General features: G+C 66.9%; 17 protein-coding genes and 1 pseudogene. 7 read left to right on the forward strand and 11 right to left on the reverse strand.

Annotated features, from left to right (window positions below):
- Positions 1–210: 210 nt before the first annotated feature.
- Positions 211–1,366 (forward strand): annotated as a pseudogene (locus tag AC5Y5O_RS26995) (AI-2E family transporter); the annotation flags it as partial.
- On the opposite strand, the gene AC5Y5O_RS27000 reads toward AC5Y5O_RS26995, so the two are convergent.
- Both AC5Y5O_RS27000 and AC5Y5O_RS27005 read right to left on the reverse strand, forming a co-directional pair.
- Positions 1,343–2,140, reverse strand: coding sequence for a dienelactone hydrolase family protein (locus tag AC5Y5O_RS27000; protein ID WP_096289779.1), 798 nt, complete (start codon positions 2,138–2,140; stop codon positions 1,343–1,345). The pseudogene AC5Y5O_RS26995 and the gene AC5Y5O_RS27000 sit on opposite strands and share 24 nt — an antisense overlap.
- 11 nt (positions 2,141–2,151) lie before the next feature.
- Positions 2,152–2,832 carry a DUF4245 domain-containing protein gene (locus AC5Y5O_RS27005; protein WP_423790932.1) on the reverse strand — a complete coding sequence of 227 codons (681 nt, stop codon included), beginning with the start codon at positions 2,830–2,832 and terminating at the stop codon, positions 2,152–2,154.
- An 80-nt stretch (positions 2,833–2,912) separates the two neighbouring features.
- On the opposite strand from AC5Y5O_RS27005, the gene glpX reads away from it, so the two are divergent.
- From glpX to AC5Y5O_RS27020, 3 genes are read left to right on the forward strand one after another with little or no spacing between them, the layout of a single operon-like run.
- Positions 2,913–3,998: a class II fructose-bisphosphatase gene (glpX, locus tag AC5Y5O_RS27010; RefSeq protein ID WP_103175421.1), complete on the forward strand. Its 1,086-nt coding sequence runs from the start codon at positions 2,913–2,915 to the stop codon at positions 3,996–3,998.
- Between the two features lie 37 nt (positions 3,999–4,035).
- The gene (locus AC5Y5O_RS27015) at positions 4,036–5,439 is read left to right on the forward strand and encodes a class II fumarate hydratase (RefSeq protein WP_500028134.1); all 1,404 of its coding nucleotides are present in this window, start codon (positions 4,036–4,038) and stop codon (positions 5,437–5,439) included.
- Between the two features lie 18 nt (positions 5,440–5,457).
- Positions 5,458–6,504 (forward strand): hypothetical protein, encoded by a 1,047-nt coding sequence (locus AC5Y5O_RS27020; protein WP_096289781.1) that lies wholly within the window; start codon positions 5,458–5,460, stop codon positions 6,502–6,504.
- A 7-nt stretch (positions 6,505–6,511) separates the two neighbouring features.
- On the opposite strand, the gene AC5Y5O_RS27025 is transcribed toward AC5Y5O_RS27020, so the two are convergent.
- From AC5Y5O_RS27025 to phoH2, 3 genes are all read right to left on the reverse strand, one after another.
- Positions 6,512–7,963, reverse strand: a complete 1,452-nt coding sequence (locus AC5Y5O_RS27025) for an adenylate/guanylate cyclase domain-containing protein (protein WP_500028175.1) — start codon at positions 7,961–7,963, stop codon at positions 6,512–6,514.
- 114 nt (positions 7,964–8,077) lie between these two features.
- Positions 8,078–8,953 carry a polysaccharide deacetylase family protein gene (locus tag AC5Y5O_RS27030; RefSeq protein ID WP_500028137.1) on the reverse strand — a complete coding sequence of 292 codons (876 nt, stop codon included), beginning with the start codon at positions 8,951–8,953 and terminating at the stop codon, positions 8,078–8,080.
- Positions 8,954–9,046: 93 nt separating this feature from the next.
- Entirely contained in the window at positions 9,047–10,348 is a 1,302-nt protein-coding gene (gene phoH2, locus AC5Y5O_RS27035) for an RNA 5'-3' helicase PhoH2 (protein WP_096289783.1), read from the reverse strand.
- A 45-nt stretch (positions 10,349–10,393) separates the two neighbouring features.
- Here phoH2 and AC5Y5O_RS27040 point away from each other — a divergent pair, with 45 nt between their 5' ends.
- The gene (locus tag AC5Y5O_RS27040) at positions 10,394–10,552 is read left to right on the forward strand and encodes a hypothetical protein (protein WP_165796467.1); all 159 of its coding nucleotides are present in this window, start codon (positions 10,394–10,396) and stop codon (positions 10,550–10,552) included.
- 39 nt (positions 10,553–10,591) lie between these two features.
- Here AC5Y5O_RS27040 and AC5Y5O_RS27045 read toward each other — a convergent pair whose 3' ends face one another.
- Both AC5Y5O_RS27045 and AC5Y5O_RS27050 read right to left on the reverse strand, forming a co-directional pair.
- Positions 10,592–11,419: an acyl-ACP desaturase gene (locus tag AC5Y5O_RS27045; protein WP_096291330.1), complete on the reverse strand. Its 828-nt coding sequence runs from the start codon at positions 11,417–11,419 to the stop codon at positions 10,592–10,594.
- Between the two features lie 71 nt (positions 11,420–11,490).
- Entirely contained in the window at positions 11,491–12,960 is a 1,470-nt protein-coding gene (locus AC5Y5O_RS27050; protein WP_096289784.1) for a glycine hydroxymethyltransferase, read from the reverse strand.
- A 129-nt stretch (positions 12,961–13,089) separates the two neighbouring features.
- Between AC5Y5O_RS27050 and coaA the strand changes: the two genes are divergently transcribed.
- A complete protein-coding gene (coaA, locus tag AC5Y5O_RS27055; protein WP_036471193.1) occupies positions 13,090–14,028 on the forward strand; it encodes a type I pantothenate kinase in 939 nt (312 codons plus the stop codon).
- Between the two features lie 26 nt (positions 14,029–14,054).
- Here the strand turns inward: coaA and AC5Y5O_RS27060 are convergent, their stop codons facing one another.
- The 4 genes from AC5Y5O_RS27060 to AC5Y5O_RS27075 form a co-directional block, all read right to left on the reverse strand.
- A complete protein-coding gene (locus AC5Y5O_RS27060) occupies positions 14,055–14,447 on the reverse strand; it encodes a hypothetical protein (protein WP_096289785.1) in 393 nt (130 codons plus the stop codon).
- A 155-nt stretch (positions 14,448–14,602) separates the two neighbouring features.
- Positions 14,603–15,691 (reverse strand): methyltransferase, encoded by a 1,089-nt coding sequence (locus AC5Y5O_RS27065; protein WP_096289786.1) that lies wholly within the window; start codon positions 15,689–15,691, stop codon positions 14,603–14,605.
- A gap of 165 nt (positions 15,692–15,856) precedes the next feature.
- On the reverse strand, positions 15,857–17,227 hold the full coding sequence (locus AC5Y5O_RS27070; RefSeq protein WP_096289787.1) for a hypothetical protein: 1,371 nt from the start codon (positions 17,225–17,227) through the stop codon (positions 15,857–15,859).
- A gap of 39 nt (positions 17,228–17,266) precedes the next feature.
- Positions 17,267–18,055, reverse strand: coding sequence for a (2Z,6E)-farnesyl diphosphate synthase (locus AC5Y5O_RS27075; protein ID WP_096289788.1), 789 nt, complete (start codon positions 18,053–18,055; stop codon positions 17,267–17,269).
- A gap of 108 nt (positions 18,056–18,163) precedes the next feature.
- Here AC5Y5O_RS27075 and trhA point away from each other — a divergent pair, with 108 nt between their 5' ends.
- Positions 18,164–18,901, forward strand: a complete 738-nt coding sequence (gene trhA / locus AC5Y5O_RS27080; RefSeq protein WP_096289789.1) for a PAQR family membrane homeostasis protein TrhA — start codon at positions 18,164–18,166, stop codon at positions 18,899–18,901.
- Positions 18,902–18,905: the final 4 nt, after the last annotated feature.

Below are 18,905 nucleotides of genomic sequence, written 5' to 3' on the forward strand. Positions count from 1 at the left end.
CCTTCCAACCCCAACCACCACCAACCAACTAACCCGGCCCGATGCTGAAGCTCAAACACACAGGGGCAACAAACGACTCGTTAGCGCCGCGCCGACATGCGCACTAGCCTGAGCAGCTAACCGATCTCGGTAGACGGCCATACGACGCGACCGCTATCGGGCAAGGCTAAGGTTCAGCTCAACGGCGACGTGGAGGGCGGCGGGTTGGCTATGAACACCGAATTCACGCTCACTCAAAAGCGTGCGCTGGCGGTAGTCACATTGATCGCGCTGCTGTTCGGCGCGTACTTCCTGCGCGACTATTTCGTGTTGATCGTGGTCGCCGCCGTCGGCGCGTATTTGTTCACGCCACTGTTCAATTGGTTCAACAAGCGCTTCGGCACCGGCCTGTCGGCAACCTTCACGTTGTTGTCGGCGCTCGCGATGGTGATCGTGCCAGTTGGTCTGTTCATCGTGCTGGCCGTCGTCCAGGTCTCCCGGATGATCGACAGCATTTCCGGGTGGGTCAAGACCACCGACCTCAGCGGGCTCGGTGACAAAGTCCTGCACATCGTCAACGACCTGGCGGCTCGAGTTCCGTTCCTGCACATCACGATTAATGCGGAGATGCTGCGAAAGGCGATGGTCACCGGCGCGCAGAACATCGGTCAAGGACTGCTGCACGCCTTACAGGGTGCTGCGGGGAGCGCCTTCGGTGCCATCACGAACGGGATCATCTTTCTCTACCTTTTTCTCGCACTGCTGGTGCATCGAGAGAGCTTGCGCACGTTGCTCGGTCAGCTCAACCCGCTGGGGGAGGAAGTCACCGATCTGTATCTGAAGAAGACCGGTGCGATGGTGCGCGGCACCGTGTTCGGTCAGTTCGTTATCGCACTGTGTCAAGGTGTCGCGGGCGCCGGGTCGATCTACATCGCCGGATTCCACCACGGTTTCTTCATTTTCGCGATTCTGCTCACCGCCCTGTCGATCATTCCGTTGGGTGGCGGCATCGTGACGATGCCATTCGGCATCGGAATGCTGTTCTACGGCAACATATTCGGTGGTGCATTCGTGATCTTGTGGCATCTGCTGGTGGTCACCAACATCGACAACGTTTTGCGCCCCGTCCTGGTACCGCGCGACGCCCGGCTGAATTCGGCGCTGTTCCTGCTATCGGTGTTCGCCGGTATCGCCATGTTCGGACCCTGGGGCATCGTCATCGGCCCGGTGCTGATGATCCTGATCGTGACGACTCTTGACGTCTACCTGGCGGTCTATCAGGACGTCGAGCTGGTAAACCCGGACGACGACCCACCCGCGCGCCGCGGCTGGCTGCCACGCCGCACTGGCAACAAGCCGGGAGTTAAGTCAGCCGCTCAGTGAGGAATTCGACGACCCGCTTGCGGGCCTCGTACGCCGGATGGCCGTCGACTTCGCGAACCTCGGACGTCAGCACCGAATGCGCCGACTTTGCGAAGCCGTGTGCGTTGCCGGGACTCGAGTCGATCTCAATCACCTCGAACGCGTCGCCGAGCCGCTGCTTGAGCGCCGCGAACCGTTCGGCGGGCACCACCGGATCCTCGCTGAAACGCAGGCCCATGGCGCACAGACCTTCATCGGCCGCACGACGGGCGACGACCGCCAGCTCCGACTCACTGAGGCCCGGATCGCTGCGCCGCGTCCGGCCGAGTGGAAACGGCACCGACGGTTGGCTGAGCACCGGCGCCAGCACGCTGTCGTCGACGGCGGCGGCCAGCGCGAAGCCGCCGGTGAAACATTCGCCGATCACGCCGACGCCTTTACTTGCGGTCGACGCCTTGAGATCACGGGCCAGCGCACGCAGAAACTGCGACACCGGCCGCTCCTTGTTCGTCGCAAAGGCCGCGAATTCCTTTGCCACACAAGTCCGCGCGATGACCTCCACGATGGACCCGGTCGTCTTGGCCCTGCCCGGCACGCCGAACAGCGACGGGATGGCGACGGTGAATCCGTTGTCCACCAAGTGATTGCCCAGGCCCAGCACCCCGGGATGGATCCCGGGGATCTCGGGAATCAACACCACTCCGGGCCCGGCACCCTTGCGGTAGACGTCATGGGTGTAGCCGCCACCGGTGAACGGTGCCACCACCCACCCGGACAAATCCGCTTCGGGTGCGTTCACGCGCGTCGCTCCTATCGGCTGGTCGGCAGGGGCGACTGCGACTGCGTCGCCGCCGCCAGCGTACGGAACTGATCGGTGTTTCCGGCACCCGTGATCGCGATCTGGGCGGTTCCGCCCGGGCTGGTCAGCCTGGTGGTCCAGACCGGCTCGGCGTCGGCACCGCTGTCACCGGAACCGCGATAGACAATCCAGTTCGTTCCCCCGACGTCGACCGTGCCGGTCGGATACGCCGACGGATGGATCGAGCCGACCAGCTTGTCCTCGTCGGCGTTGCTCTGCGTCAGGCTCAGATACATTCCGGTGGGTCCGATGTATCCCACCGTCGAGGTGGCCGCGGCCAGGCGCTGACCATTGGCCATCCGCCCGTTCTCGATGCCGCCGCGGCCGCCGGAGTTGGGCTGCCAGCCCTCGGGCAGCCGCGGCATCCGGATCGGAAAGCCCAGCGTCTGAGCGTCGGCACGCAGGGCAGACGCCGCGTCGTACGACGGAATCGCGCCCTTGTTCGGCCCGGTCGGCTGGAACGAACACATCCCGACCATGCCCGCCAGCAGGATGCATCCGATCACCAGCGGCACCAGCGACCAGAACATGTCGCGGCCGTCCTGCAGCAACCGGGGTTTGGCGGGCCTGGCGGCCGGCACCGGCTCACCGGCCTGCTCGGCCGGGATACTGGAGGGCTGCTCGTCGGTCACCCCACCAGTATCCCAGCCCGCCGTTGGCAGCCACAGCCCAGATCCAGCGGACCGATCAGCTTCTGGGAGAATCAGCAACCATGACAGCATCGGCCGGATCCGGTTCGTCTTCGACCGCGTCCGCGGGCTCCGACCCGCAGGTACGGGCACGTCGCGAGGCCCCAGACCGCAACCTGGCCCTGGAACTGGTCCGGGTCACCGAGGCCGGCGCGATGGCCGCCGGCCGCTGGGTCGGCCGTGGCGACAAGGAGGGCGGCGACGGTGCGGCCGTCGACGCGATCCGTGAACTGGTCAACTCGGTGTCCATGCGCGGGGTCGTCGTCATCGGAGAAGGCGAAAAAGACGAGGCGCCGATGCTCTACAACGGCGAAGAGGTCGGCAACGGCGACGGCCCAGACTGCGACTTCGCCGTGGACCCGGTGGATGGCACCACGCTGATGAGCAAGGGCATGCCCAACGCCATCTCGGTGCTGGCGGTGGCCGATCGCGGAGCGATGTTCGACCCGTCGGCGGTGTTCTACATGAACAAGATCGCCGTCGGGCCCGAAGCCGCCCACGTGCTGGACATCACCGCGCCGATCGCCGACAACATCCGAGCGGTCGCCAAGGTCAAGGATCTTTCGGTGCGGGACATGACCGTGTGCATCCTGGACCGGCCGCGGCACAGTCAGCTCATCGAAGACGCCCGCTCCACCGGTGCCCGCATCCGGCTGATCACCGATGGCGACGTCGCCGGGGCCATCTCGGCGTGTCGGCCCCAATCGGGAACCGACATGCTGGCCGGCATCGGCGGCACCCCGGAGGGGATCATCGCCGCCGCGGCGATCCGCTGCATGGGCGGGGCAATCCAGGCGCAACTGGCGCCGCGCGACGACGCCGAACGCCGCAAGGCGCTCGACGCCGGCTACGACTTGGACCAGATCCTGACCACCGAGGATCTGGTGTCCGGCGAGAACGTCTTCTTCTGCGCCACCGGGGTTACCGACGGCGATCTGCTCAAGGGCGTCCGGTACTACCCGGGCGGTTGCACCACCCAATCGATCGTGATGCGGTCCAAATCGGGAACCGTTCGCATGATCGAGGCCTACCACCGGCTTTCGAAGCTCAACGAATACTCCGCGATCGACTTCACCGGCGACAGTACCGCTGCCTACCCCCTGCCGTAACCGCGATTAGCACACCCCAACGAAGAGGAACTAATTCATGGCCGAAAGCGCCGAATATCGCATCGAGCACGACACCATGGGCGAGGTACGTGTACCCGCAAAAGCGTTGTGGCGAGCGCAAACCCAGCGCGCTGTGGAGAACTTTCCGATTTCGGGCCGGGGCCTCGAGCGCACTCAGATCCGCGCGTTGGGCCTGCTGAAGGGCGCCTGCGCACAGGTCAACTCCGACCTGGGACTGCTGGCGCCGGAGAAGGCCGACGCGATCATCGCCGCGGCGGCCGAGATCGCCGACGGCAAACACGACGACCAGTTCCCGATCGACGTCTTCCAGACCGGCTCGGGCACCAGCTCCAACATGAACACCAATGAAGTGATCGCGTCCATCGCGGCCGCCAACGGCGTCACGGTGCACCCCAACGACGACGTCAACATGTCGCAGTCGTCCAACGACACCTTCCCGACCGCCACCCATATCGCGGCGACCGAAGCCGCCGTGCGCCACCTGATCCCGGCGCTGGAAATACTGCACGACGCGCTGGCGACCAAGGCACGCGAGTGGCACACCGTGGTCAAGTCGGGCCGCACCCACTTGATGGACGCCGTCCCGGTCACGCTCGGCCAGGAATTCAGCGGCTACGCCCGACAGATCGAGGCGGGGATCGAGCGGGTGCGCGCCACGCTGCCGCGCCTCGGCGAGCTGGCCATCGGCGGGACCGCGGTGGGCACCGGGCTCAACGCTCCCGACGGCTTCGGCGCCAAGGTGGTCGAGGCGCTGATCGCGTCGACAGGCCTGGCCGAATTGCGCACGGCGACAAACTCTTTCGAGGCTCAGGCGGCGCGCGACGGACTGGTGGAGGCGTCCGGTGCGCTGCGCACCATCGCCGTGTCACTGACCAAGATCGCCAACGACATCCGCTGGATGGGCTCCGGGCCACTGACCGGTTTGGGCGAGATTCAGCTGCCGGATCTGCAGCCGGGTAGCTCGATCATGCCGGGCAAGGTCAATCCGGTTCTGCCAGAGGCGGTTACGCAGGTGGCCGCCCAGGTGATCGGCAACGACGCCGCCGTCGCGGTCGGCGGTTTGTCGGGCGCGTTCGAACTCAACGTCTACATCCCGATGATGGCCCGCAACATCTTGGAGTCGTTCAAGCTGCTGAGCAACGTGTCGAAGTTGTTCGCCGAGCGCTGCATCGTCGGCCTGAAGGCCAACGAAGGGCACCTGCGCGAGTTGGCGGAGTCGTCGCCGTCGATCGTGACCCCCTTGAACTCGGCCATCGGCTACGAGGAAGCCGCCGCCGTAGCCAAGCAAGCGCTCAAGGAGCGCAAGACGATCCGTCAGACCGTGATCGACCGCGGCCTGATCGGCGACAAGTTGTCGATCGAGGAACTGGACCGCCGGCTAGACGTGCTGGCGATGGCCAAGGTCAAACCGGCGAAATAAAGTGGGGGTGGTTCTGCAATGACGGTTCCTCCAGGCGGTCCGTACGGGCAGGATCCGTACGGGCAGGATCCGTACGGCGCGAATCCGTATGGGCAGGGCCCATATTGGGGTGGTCCACCGCAAGGCGGCCCTGCGCCCTACCCGCCCGGCGGCCCTGCGCCCTACCCGCCCGGCGGCCCCTACTCGGGGCCGCAGAGCGGTGCGTATCCCTACCCGCCGACCGGTCCGTTCACCAATCCGCAAGGCGGGATGGATCCTTCGTATCAGGGTCAGCCCTACGGTCAGACCGGGGCACCGCAGTATCCCCCCGGCTGGCCGCCCGGCTCCTACCCACCGGGACCGCCGCCGAACGGGCCTCGGTCCAACATGCCGTGGCTGATCGTCGCCGGCATCGCGGTGCTGGGCGTCATCGCGCTGGTGGTGATCCTGGTCGTCAGCCTGAACAACGAGCCCAAGGGGCCCAAAGCCAATCCGTCGACGACGACCGCCGCGCCGACGTCGCAGCAGCCGGGTGGTTCGGGTCAGACCGCGAGCGATTGCACGCCCAATGTGTCCGGTGGCGATAAGCCCGCTGGCGGCGCGCCGATCAAGGCGGGCAAGTTGTCGTTTCCGGCCACTGCGGCACCCGGATGGATGCCGTTCTCGGATGACCAGACTCCGAATCTCATTGGCGCAGTGGGGCTAGCGCAGGAGGTGCCCGGCGCCAGCCAGTGGGTGATGCAGGCCGAGGTCGCGATCACCAACTTCGTTCCCAGCATGGACGTCAGCACGCAGGCCGCGAAGTTGATGAATTGCGTGGCCGAAGGCCCCGGCTATTCGAACGCCTCACCGACGCTGGGGCCGATCAAGAAGTCGTCGATCACGGTGGAGGGGATCAAGGCGGCCCGGGTGGACGCCGATGTCACGATCGCCGACCCCGCCCGCAAGGTGAAGGGCGATTCCGTGGTCATCATCGCGGTCGACACCAAGCCGGTCACCATCTTCCTGGGCGCAACGCCGATCGGCGATTCCGCCTCGGCCGGACTGCTCAGCCAGGTGATCGGATCGCTGAAGGTCTCCAAGTAAGGCGGTTTCAGGCGGGCGCCGACACATGGGTGGCCTCGGAGCGGCCGCGCAACACGGTGGAATAGCACTGGACCCAGTGACCCCGTTCGGCCTCGTCGGCCCGGTCGATGGCCGCCGCTGAGCACAGGATGCGCCGATCCGAAGTCTTGGCCAGATCCGCCAGGCGTGCGGCTTCGTTGACCGCATCTCCGATTACCGTGTATTCATAACGGTTTTCGGCGCCGATGTTGCCGGCGAACACCCGGCCCGCCGACACCCCGATACCGAAATCCACGGGGAGGCGCCGCAGTTGGGTCCCCAGCGTGCGCGCCGTGGCCAGTGCCGCCGATGACGGCTCGCCGGTGTGCAGCGGTACCCCGAAGACCGCCAGCGCGGCGTCGCCCGCGAATTTGTTGATCAGGCCGCCGTGCTCGTCGACGGCGTCGACCACGATGCGGAAAAAGTCGTTGAGCACGTCGGCAACCTCTTGGGGCGGACGGCTTTCCGCGAGCTGAGTCGAACCCACCAGATCGATGAACAGCACCGCCGCCTCGGCCACATCGCCCGACAGCGACGCACCCTCCTCGATCGCGCGCTGAGCGACGTCGGCCCCGACGTGACGGCCGAACAGGTCACGTAGCCGGTCACGCTCGGCAAGTCCGGCCACCATGCGGTTGAATCCCGTTTGTAGGCGCCCGATTTGGGATCTTTCGTACGCGCCGACGGTGGTGTCGATGTTACCGCGCTCGACCTGAGCCATCGCGTCGACGACTTCGCCGATCGGGTCCGAAATCGATCGCGACGTCAGGATCATCGTGGGCAGCCCGAGCAGCAGCGCGGCCAGTGACACCACCAGGATCGGCACGTCCAGCGAGGCGGACTTCTGAATCAGCCAACCGTAGGTGCGCAGCACCACCAGGGTTGCGATGACGCCGATCGGAAGTGCGCTGACCAGAAACCAGAGCATGACCAGTCGTGCGAACACGCCGGGCACCGCCAACCGGGGCTCGAGCCCCTGGGTCGCCGCACCCATGATGGGGCGCAAGGTCCGTTGCGCGAGCAGCATCCCGGTGCCCGCGGCGGCGGGACCACCGAGCACCACCCCGAGCGCCATCGGAAGCAACAGGGCTGGGCCACCACCGAGATTGAGCAATACGAAGACGCCGCCGGCCACACCCCAAGCCGCCACCAGGATGACCGTCTGCCGTCCGGCCAGCCGCATCGCGACTTCCCGTTGCGCGGTGGTGGGTTCCTGGCCGGCGGCATACCAGCGCACTGTGGGAAGGAGGCTGAACACTCCGGCCACCGCGACGCCGACGATGCCCAGGACCACCAGCGCCACCACGATCACGGTGTCTTTCTGCGTGAAGACGACGCTGGTGGCCGCGGACGTGTGTCCCCGCAGTGGAATCAGGATGGCGGCGACGTCGATGACGGCGATGATGTACGACAGGGCAAGGTCGACCCCGTATTCGGTCAACAGTCTGCGGGCCGACTTACGCTGCGGCGCCTCGGATATCGCCGCGGGATCGCGCGATTCTCGCGCCTGCCGCCCGTCCGCTGTGCTCACCCCCTAAAGGTAGCCGCGCGGAGCTCACGCACCGTTATTCGGCCCACCCGAGTTCTGGCCCGGGATGTCGGTGATCGGGAAGTTCGGCATCGGCTTGGGTGACGCGGTGTTGGGCAGCGTCGGAATGTCGGCGGGCGGGATGTCGTGCAGCTCGTTGGCCGGCGGCCCGTTCTCCCGGCTGCCGTAGCTGCTGCCGGGCGCTCGCGGCCCTAACAGTTCGCTGACCGTCACCAGGTGATAGCCGTTGGCCTTGAGCACCGGAATGAACTGGTACACCAGGTCAACGGTGCTCGAGTAGGTGTCGTGGAACAGCACCACCGAGCCGGGCTTGATGTAGGTCATCAGCATGTACCGTGTCGCGGCGGTGTTCGAATCGTTTGCCCAATCGAAAGGGATGACATCCCAGAGGATTTCGGCAAGCCCATAGCGGGCGGCGGTCTGGCGCACGTCGGGCGTGGACAGCCCGCCGGCCGGACGGTACAGCGTCGGGGTGCGCCCGGTCGCGGCGTTGATCGCGTCGTTGGCCTTGGCGAACTGCGCGGCGACGTCTTCGGGCGGGATGGTCGTCATGTTGGGGTGTTCCCAGGTGTGGCTGCCGATTTCCATGCCGGCGTCGGCGACGCGCTTGGCACCGGCCGGGTTGGCGGCCACCTTGTTGCCGATCTCGAAGAAGGTGGCCTTGGCGTCGGCGTCCTTCAGGACTTGCAGCAGGCGACCGTCGAACGGGCTCGGCCCGTCGTCGAACGTCAGCGCGACACACTTGACCACCGAGCAGCTCAGATTGTCGGCGCGCGTCACGTGACCGGTCAGGCCGCCGATCACCAGCACCGCACCGGCGGCCACGACACCCAACACGGTCCGCCAATAGCGCCAGGCCTGGCTGTCGGGTCGTTTCGGCACCCTGGCAGCTTACTCGCCCTCGCGTGTGCGACCTGGGCGTCGAGTGTGCGTCCAGTGCGCCCTGGATGCACACTCGAGTAGGAAAAGTCCGCCTCAGTGCGGCCCGGCGATCTCCTCGAGCATCTCGGTGACCAGCGCGGCGATCGGCGAGCGCTCGCTGCGCAGCAGGGTGATGTGCGCGAACAGCGGGTGACCCTTGAGCTTCTCGATCACGGCCGCGACACCGTCATGGCGGCCCACCCGCAGGTTGTCGCGCTGGGCGATGTCGTGGGTGAGCACCACGCGCGACCCGGTGCCCAGCCTGGACAGCACGGTCAGCAAGACGTTGCGTTCCAGCGATTGCGCCTCGTCGACGATCACGAACGAGTCGTGCAGCGAGCGCCCGCGAATGTGGGTCAGCGGCAGCACCTCGAGCATGCCGCGCGACAGCACCTCCTCGAGGACGGCCGGGCTGGCCAGGCCTTCCAGGGTGTCGAAGACCGCCTGCGCCCAGGGGCCCATCTTCTCGCTCTCGCTGCCGGGCAGGTAGCCCAGCTCCTGACCGCCCACGGCGTACAGCGGACGGAACACCACGACTTTGCGCTGGGTTCGCCGTTCCAGGACCGCCTCGAGACCGGCACACAGGGCCAACGCCGACTTGCCGGTTCCGGCCTTGCCGCCCAGTGACACGATGCCCACCGACTCGTCGAGCAGCAGGTCGAGCGCGACGCGCTGCTCGGCAGAGCGCCCGCGCAGCCCGAACACCTCGCGGTCACCGCGGACCAGCTGCACACGTTTGGCCGCCGTCACTCGGCCCAGCGCGTGCGAGCTGCCGCCCAGCAGTCGAATTCCGGTGTGGCACGGGAGGTCTCGCGCTTCGACCAGATCGATCTCGCCGTCGGCGAAGAGCGCGTCGATGTCCTCGGCCGCGGTCTCGATCTCCTGCATTCCCGACCAGCCCGAGGCCACCACGTCTTGCGCGTGGTACTCGTCGGCGGCCAGGCCCACCGCGGCGGCCTTGACGCGCAGTGGAATGTCCTTGCTGACCAGCGTCACCCGCTTGCCTTCGGCGGCGAGGTTGGCCGCGCAGCTCAGGATCCGGGAGTCGTTGCTCTCGGTCCGGAAACCGGCCGGCAGCACGCTCGGATCGGTGTGGTTGAGCTCGACGTGCAGCGTACCGCCTTGTGTCCCAACCGGAATGGGCTGATCGAGCCGTCCGTGCTCCAAGCGCAGATCGTCGAACAATCGCAGCGACTGTCGAGCAAACCATCCCAACTCATGGTGGTGGCGTTTAGCCTCCAGTTCGCTGATCACCACCAGCGGGACCACCACCTCGTGTTCGGCGAACCGACTACATGCCCACGGGTCGGACAGCAGCACGGAAGTGTCGATCACGTAGGTCCGGATTTCGGTCACGTAGCGCTCCTCGAGCGGGATAAGCCCGCGCGGACCCGCACAGGCATGTCGGCGGGAACTGCGACACCAGGACCGGGGCCGGTCCTTCCCGTTGTGGTGACGGAGGTGCCGCCCTGGCAGCTGAGCAAGACGCTGACCATCGAGAATGACGCTACTCTCGTCGCCGCTTCGCAGCAGCGCAGGCGCGCCGAGGCCGAGATGTGATGAGGACCGCGAGCCGCGTGGACGCTCGCGACGGCCGGCTTAGCCGGCGACGAACTGCCGCAGTCTGGGCTCGTCAGCGACGCCCCAGTCGGTGATGCGGTCGGCGATCGCCTGGCGCAGATCGGCGGGCCCGAAAATTCCGGCGGCCTCGACGTTGCGCACCTTGTCCTGGTAGGCGCGGATGTCGGCACCCACGACCTGCAGTTCGGCCGCGCGCTTGGCGATCGCGTCGATCGTCTCGTCGCGGGTGTACCTCAGGCAGTGCGCGACCAGGTTGGAGAAGAACAGCTCGTGGCGCACCTCGTCGCGGTAGATCCGGTCGACCAGCCCGGCCAGAATCGGCTCCTCGAGTTTGGCGGCCAGATTACGGCAGTAGACGGCGTGGGTGCGCTCGGTCAACGCCATGTACACCAGGGTCTCCACCTGGGTGTAGTGGTCGGCACGGTAACCCTGCATCAGGTACTCGACGCGCGCCTCTTCGTTGGCGGTGGGATCGACCTCACGGGTCACCACCAGGTATTCGCGCAGCGCGATGGCGTGCAGGTGCTCTTCGGCGGTCCAACGGCCCAGCCAGCGGCCCCACCAGTCCTCGAGAATGAAGTGCTCGACCAGCTCGCGGTGGTGAGCGGCCAGGTCATCCTTGAGCAGCAGCAGGATCTCGCAGGCGTCGGTGAATTCCCGGGGCAGTGTCATGCTGGACGGGTCCCAGTCGCGTCCGCCGAGGAAGGCGAAGTTCTCGCCCCGGTCGAACGGTACGTAGTCGTGGGCGAACCAGATGTCGTCGGTGGACAGGTGGCGGTCCATTTCGGCCTCGACGACCGGCTCGAGTTCCTGGGTCAGCGCATTAGCGACAGGTTTCTGTGCCATGCGGTTACTGTAACCGATCGACACAGGTTAAATAAAGCGGGCCGCGCCGTGTCGCGGCCGACTTGCAGAATCTAGACCGTAAGACCCGGGTACAGCGGATTGGCGGCCAGCAATTCGGCGGCGGCCGCGTTGACCCGTTCGGCGGTGCCGTCGGCCACCGAGTATTTGGCCTTGGAACTGCCTTGCGGTGCCGTGTTGGCCAGCACCTCGATCATCAGCTCGGCCACCCGGTCGAATTCGTCCGGACCGAAGCCGCGGGTGGTCAGCGCCGGGCTGCCGAGCCGGATCCCGCTGGTGTACCAGGCGCCGTTCGGGTCGGCCGGAATGGCGTTGCGGTTGGTCACCACGCCGGCGTCGAGCAGGGCCGACTCGGCTTGACGCCCGGTCAGGCCGAACGAGGTGACGTCGAGCAGCACGATGTGGTTGTCGGTGCCCCCGGTGACCAGCCGGGCATCGCGCTTGAGGAAGCCGTCGGCCAGCGCCTGGGCGTTGTCGGCGACCCGCTGCGCGTAGGCCTGGAACGCGGGCTGCCGCGCCTCAGCCAGCGCGACGGCCTTGGCCGCCATCACGTGCGACAGCGGCCCACCCAGCACCATCGGGCAGCCCTTGTCGACGGCGTCGGCGTATTCGGGTTGGCAGAGGATGAGGCCGCCGCGGGGACCGCGCAATGACTTGTGGGTCGTCGTCGTCGTGACATGGGCGTGCGGCACCGGATCCTCGTCGCCGGTGAACACCTTGCCCGCGACCAGGCCGGCGAAATGCGCCATGTCCACCATCAGGGTGGCGCCGACCTCGTCGGCGATCTCCCGCATCGTCGCGAAATTGATCCGGCGCGGGTAGGCCGAGTAGCCCGCCACCAGGATCAGCGGCTTGAACTCACGCGCAGCGGCCGCGACGGCGCCGTAGTCGATGAACCCGGTGTCGGGATCGGTGCCGTAACTGCGCTGGTGAAACATCTTGCCGGAGATGTTGGGCCGGAAGCCGTGCGTGAGATGGCCGCCGGCATCCAGCGACATGCCCAGCAGCCGCTGATTGCCCAATTTGGCGCGCAGCTGCTCCCAGTCCGCCTCCGACAAGTCGTTGACGTGCTTGGCGCCGAGCTCGGCCAGACCCGGCGCCTCGACCCGGGTAGCCAGGATCGCCCAGTAGGCAACGAGGTTGGCGTCGATGCCCGAGTGCGGCTGCACGTAGGCATGGGGCGCACCGAACAGCTCACGGGCGTGCTCGGCGGCGACGCTTTCCACGGTGTCGACGTTCTGACAACCCGCGTAGAACCGGTGCCCGATGGTGCCCTCGGCGTACTTGTCCGACAGCCAGGTCCCCATCGTCAGCAGCACCGCGGGCGACGCGTAGTTCTCGCTGGCGATCAGCTTCAGCGAATCACGTTGGTCAGCGAGCTCTTTGCGCGTCGCCGCGGCGATGCGGGGTTCGACGGACTCGACCACCTGCAGTGCGGCTCGGTAGGCGGCGGTCGCGGTGTCGGCGTATTCGGCGCCCGGTGACGTGGTGGAGATGGCGGTGTGGGTCGAGTCGGCTGACATGCGAACGAGACTAGTCGGCCGGCAACGCCGGCGTGGTCAGCGGTTGGCCCAGCACCCGTCCGGTCCGCGATCCATGCCGTTTACCAGCCCAGCCGTCTGGCGCGGGATCGTCCCTGCCACACTGGCACTATGCCCCGGCTGAGCGAGCCGAGCCCATATGTGGAGTTCGACCGAAAGCAGTGGCGCGCGTTGCGTATGTCGACGCCGCTGGCCCTCACTGAAGAGGAGCTTGTCGGTCTGCGTGGTCTCGGCGAGCAGATCGACCTCCTCGAGGTCGAAGAGGTGTATCTGCCACTGGCCCGGCTCATCCACCTTCAGGTCGCGGCGCGGCAGCGATTGTTCGCTGCCACTGCGGAATTCCTCGGTGAACCGCAGCAGAACCCCGACCGGCCGGTGCCGTTCATCATCGGCGTGGCCGGCAGTGTGGCGGTCGGGAAGTCCACGACCGCGCGCGTGCTGCAGGCGTTGCTGGCGCGATGGGATCACCACCCGCGCGTCGACCTGGTGACCACCGATGGCTTCCTCTACCCGAATGCCGAGCTGGACCGGCGAAACCTGATGCACCGCAAGGGCTTTCCGGAGAGCTACAACCGCCGGGCGCTGATGCGGTTCGTCACCTCGGTCAAATCGGGCTCCGACTACGCGTGTGCGCCGGTGTACTCACACCTGCGCTACGACATCATCGCGGGAGCCAAACACGTGGTCCGCCATCCGGACATCCTGATCCTGGAGGGCCTCAACGTCTTGCAAACCGGTCCGACCCTGATGGTGTCGGACCTGTTCGACTTCTCGCTCTACGTGGACGCCCGGATCGAAGACATCGAACAGTGGTACGTCTCCCGGTTCTTGGCGATGCGCAGCACGGCCTTCGCCGATCCGGCATCGCACTTCCATCACTACTCGGCCCTCAACGACACCAAGGCGGTCGCCGCCGCCCGCGAGATCTGGCGCTCGATCAACCGGCCCAATCTGGTCGAGAACATTCTGCCTACCCGTCCCCGCGCCACCCTGGTGCTGCGCAAGGACGCCGACCACTCCATCAACCGGTTACGGCTGCGCAAGCTCTGACGCCACCGAGAGTCCGGAAACGGCGCCTACGCGGGCAATCGACGCACCCCCAGGTATTGCAGCCAGGCAAAGGCCGCGGCGTAGACGCCGATGGCCAGCGTCGCGGCTACCCCGGTCGCGGTCATCGGCACCGCTTCGACGGCCACGGCGCAGCCGAGCGCGACCACGATGTTCGCGACGACGACGCCGACGCCGGCTCCGCGCAGGTCGGGCAGGCCCGTCAGGCCGTACACCACCAGGCCGTACAGCAGGAACAGGGCGCCGATGCCGTATTCCAGGTTGGAGCTCAGGTCTGCGATCAAGGCGATGGCGAGACCGCACAGTCCCGTCAAAGTGGCATCTGCACGCATCGCGAAGCGCAACAGCGAGTCGGTCGCGTCGTACAGGGGTCTGGTCGGCATACCGGTGATAGCGGACATTGGCTTACTCCTTGCGATGACGGTTTGTGTCGAACTGGTTCGAGCGTCCCGCCGGAGCACTGCCATATCGACGCGTGGCACTGCCAACTCCTGCCACGGAAGAAATGACCAGGGATTACCGCCAGGTATTCCCGTGCTCGGCGGCGAATGTGGCTTTACACGGCGACCGCTTCGACGATGCTCAGCGATGAGGCTGTTTCGACCACCCGCGTCAGCCGGAAACCGGCGCGGCTCAGCAGCCGGCCGTATTGGGCCGCGGTGCGCTCGCGAGCGCCCGCCGCGATGTGCATCTCCAAATCCAGCCAGTTGCCTGGGAATTCACGGCCGTGCCGCGGCATCACGAATTCCAGGATCAAGACCTGCTTTCCCACCCCGGCGGCGTTGCGGATGTTGCGGAGAATCCGCACGGCCTCGTCGTCGGGCCAGTCGTGGATGATGTGCTTGAGCAGGTAGGCGTCGCCACCGTCGGCGACCGATTCGAAGAAAGAGCCTTCGACCAGCTTGACGCGATCCGCGACACCGTGCTCCTCGAGCAATGCCGGGGCACCCGAAACAACGTGTGGTTGGTCGAACAGGATGCCCCGGGCTTGTGGTGTGGCGTTCAGGATCGCGGCGAGCAGCCGGCCATGTCCACCTGCGACGTCGACGATCGTCCCGCAACGGCTGAAGTCGTAGCCCGCGACGACCGGCGGGATTTCAAGTTCGGAGAGGTCGGTCATGGCGTCGTTGAAGATCGCGTCGAGTTCGGGCTCCCCCACGATGTATTCGAAGGCGGGCTTGCCGCGCAGTTCCGGGATGACAGCCCGGCCGGTGCGAATCGAGTCCGTGAGGCGGCTCCAATGCTCGCGTTCCTGTGGTGATCCCACGAAGCGCGCGAATGCGCGCAGCGACCCGTCACTGTCGGTGCGCAGCGTGTCCGCCAGCGGGGTGAGGTCGTAACGTCCGTCGCGGCGACGGCGGAATATGCCACGTGAGATCAGCGCCCGCAGCAGACGACTGACGGTGTCGGCATCCGCATCGACCGCATCGGCCAACTCGTCGACGTTCAACGGCCTCTTGGCCAGCGCATCGGCGATGCCGAGATCGGCCGCAGCGGTAATCGCTTGCGCGGCCCAGGCATTCGTGATCATTTCCATCATCGCGGCCTGCGGCGGGACCATGCGCTGGTAGAGCTGACCGACGTGATGGCGGGCGAATTCAAGGCCCCGCGCGAATTGGGCGGGCGGAAGTGTTGGCGAAAACATAAGTCCCCCTTGCAGACTCAAATGGTGTGGGCGCGGCCATCCGGCCGCACCTACCCGTATTCGTTGCCAGTTCACCCGAAGATGGCGCACGTCGCCATAACAACCGGCGTTGTCATCCGGGAAACGAAGAAGGCTGTACAGATTGGGCAGAAACGAGGTGTCGAGCTAATCGCTTGGGACGGCGACACGCCCGCGCAGATCGGCGGCGATGAGCCGGGCCGCGGCGTTTTGCCAGTTGTGCAGCGAACGCTGCGGGACCTCGGTGACGAACCATTGCCAGGCCTGTCGCGCGGTCGGATCCAGGCCCGAGGCGGTGGCGTTCTGCGCGTAGGCGCGCACCCCGACGACGTACGGGAAATACAGCGAGTTGTAGTACCGCCACTCTTCGGTGGTTCCGAAATCGCCGCCGTCACGCGGCTTCAACCGCGAAATGCCGTCGGCGAGCACGGCTTTGAGCTCGTTGGCGCGCTCGACGGGATGGTCGGGTGCGCCGCGGGCAGCCAGCCGCTCGTCGATCACCGGCAGCGCCGTCAGCGGACTCGCGACCAGCTTGCTCAGATCGCCGTAGTGCCCCAGGGCGCGGCGGGTGAGCCTGACGAACGTGACGTCGTCGACGTCCGCGAGCGGATGCTCCTGGCGCAGTGGCAACGCCGCCCCGGTATGCCGCAGCGCGGCCCGATCCGCCCGCAGCGCGGGCGATTTCGAGAACGCCAGCCGGTCGAGCACCCCGGCCAGCGGATCGGCGAGCACTTGCACGGTGATCGCCACCGCCACGCTGGTGAACAGCAGCACGGTCAGCGCGGTCTGCGCGGCGGGGTCGTCGCGGGTCACCGCCAGCCCGATCAGCGCCTGGCCGCCGAACAGCGCCGCCACCGCCACCGAACCGGCGAACGATCGCAGCATGTCGGCGCGCAACGCCTGGCCCTCGTCGAACGCATCCCACAGGGCGACGGCGATCCCGAGCCCGAGGACGTCGCAGCTCGTCGACGCCAGCGCAACCCAGCTGGGCACCAGGCCCAGCGGAATGATCAGGATGGCGTTGCCCAGCGCGAAGAACAGGGTCGCGGTGATGGCGAGCCCCACGGCCGGCCGCGGCCGTCGCGGTCGGCGCAGCGCGACAACCATCGCGCCCAGGGTGGACACCGAGATCACCGCGAACATCAGCCAGTGCCCCGGCCGCAGCGGGCCGTCCACGCTTCCGGCCAGCATCGCCCCGCACAGGGTCAGCGCGGCGACCCCGGCCACCAGCAGCAGCTCGCGGGTACGAGCCCGCCAGCCGTCGCTGGGCCGGGACAGCTCGACGAGCACCGCGAACCACGCCACGCCGGGCACGGTCGCCAGGTAGATCTCGACGCGGCTGAGCAGCTGCGCCGACGCGGGGCTGGCGGTCCGCACCGCGTCCAGCGCCACCACAAGCGCAAACCCGCACAGCCCGATCGCCGCCAACACCAGGACCGGTTTGCGCGGATCACGGGCCGCCAGATACAGGCCCAGCCAGGCGCTCAGCGTGAACACCACCGCCGACAGCGCAGCCATCTCCCCAGTGTGGCATGCCGGCGACCTGCGGCTTAAGCCCTACTTGCCGTACCGGCGATTGCGCAGACTGTAATCGCGCAGCGCACGCAGGAAGTCGACCCGACGAAACGCCGGCCAGTGCGTTTCACAGAACCACATCTCCGAATAGGCGCTCTGCCAGAGCAGAAATCCGGACAGCCGTTGCTCGCCCGAGGTGCGGATCACCAGATCGGGGTCGGGCTGCCCGGAGGTGTAGAGGTTCTCGGAGATGGCGTCGACCGTCACCGCCTCGACGAGCTCCTCAGCCGTGGCGCCATTGGCGAGTTTCTTGCTCAACAACGCGCGCACCGCGCCGACGATCTCCTGGCGCCCGCCGTAGCCGACCGCGACATTGACGTGAAACGGCGCGACGCTGGGCGTGGATTCGACCGCGTCGCGCAACCGGCGGGCCGGCTCGTCACCGAGCAGTTCCAGGTCGCCGACCGTGCGCACGCTCCACCGGTTGGCCGGCGCGCAGATCTCCTCGACGACATCGGTGATGACTTCGATCAGCCCGGCCAGCTCATCGGGATCGCGTTGCAGGTTTTCGGTGGAGAGCAGGTAGACCGTGGTCATCTCGACGCCGGCTTCCTGGCACCATCGCAGCATCTCGGCGATCTTGGCCGCGCCCATCCGGTAGCCGAAGCTGACGTCGTCGTATCCCGCGTCGCGCGCCCATCGCCGGTTGCCGTCGCACAGCACGGCGATGTGCCGCGGTAGCTCGGATTTCGAGCCGGCCAGTTCCTGCTTCAGCCGCAGCTCGTACACCCGATACAACGGCTCTTTGAGCCGCGGCGGAATGATCTCCACGAGGATCCACCCTACTGTGAGCGGCAGCCGATTCCGGAGCGGAATTTCCGGCGATCTCGGCGCAAGTCACAGATCGCCTTCCGGCCGCGAACGCTAACGTTGACCGATATGAGGACCGAGACCCGCACGGCCGCCCCGCCGCAGCCCGAATCGCAGGGACACGCTGCCAACGCCGCGCAGCAGCTCGTCGACGGCGTCACCCGGGTGCTGACCAAGCCGCGCTTCCGCGGCTGGATCCACGTGTATTCCGCCGGCACCGCCGTCTTCGCGGGCGCATCGCTGGTCGCGGTGTCCTGGGCGGTGGGGTCCACCCGGGCCGGGCTGGCGACGCTGCTCTACACCTTCGCAACCATCATCATGTTCACCGTCAGCGCGACGTATCACCGCGTGCACTGGAAGTCGGCCACCGCCACCAAGTGGATGAAGCGGGCCGACCATTCGATGATCTTCGTGTTCATCGCCGGTAGCTATACGCCGTTCGCGTTGCTGGCGCTGTCGCCACACGACGGGCACGTGGTGCTCTGGATTGTGTGGGGCGGCGCGGCGGCCGGGATCCTGCTGAAAATGCTGTGGCCGTCGGCGCCGCGCTGGGTCGGGGTGCCGCTCTACATCCTGCTGGGCTGGGTGGCGGTCTGGTACACCGGCGAGATCCTGCACAACGCCGGGGTGGCCGCGATGGTGCTGCTGTTCGTCGGCGGCGCCTTGTACAGCATCGGCGGCATCCTCTACGCGCTGCGCTGGCCCGACCCGTGGCCGTCGACGTTCGGATACCACGAGTTCTTCCACGCCTGCACCGCGGTAGCGGCGATCTGCCACTACATCGCGATGTGGTTCGTGGTGTTCTGAGGCG

The organism is Mycobacterium sp. NGS40, from assembly GCF_059812735.1.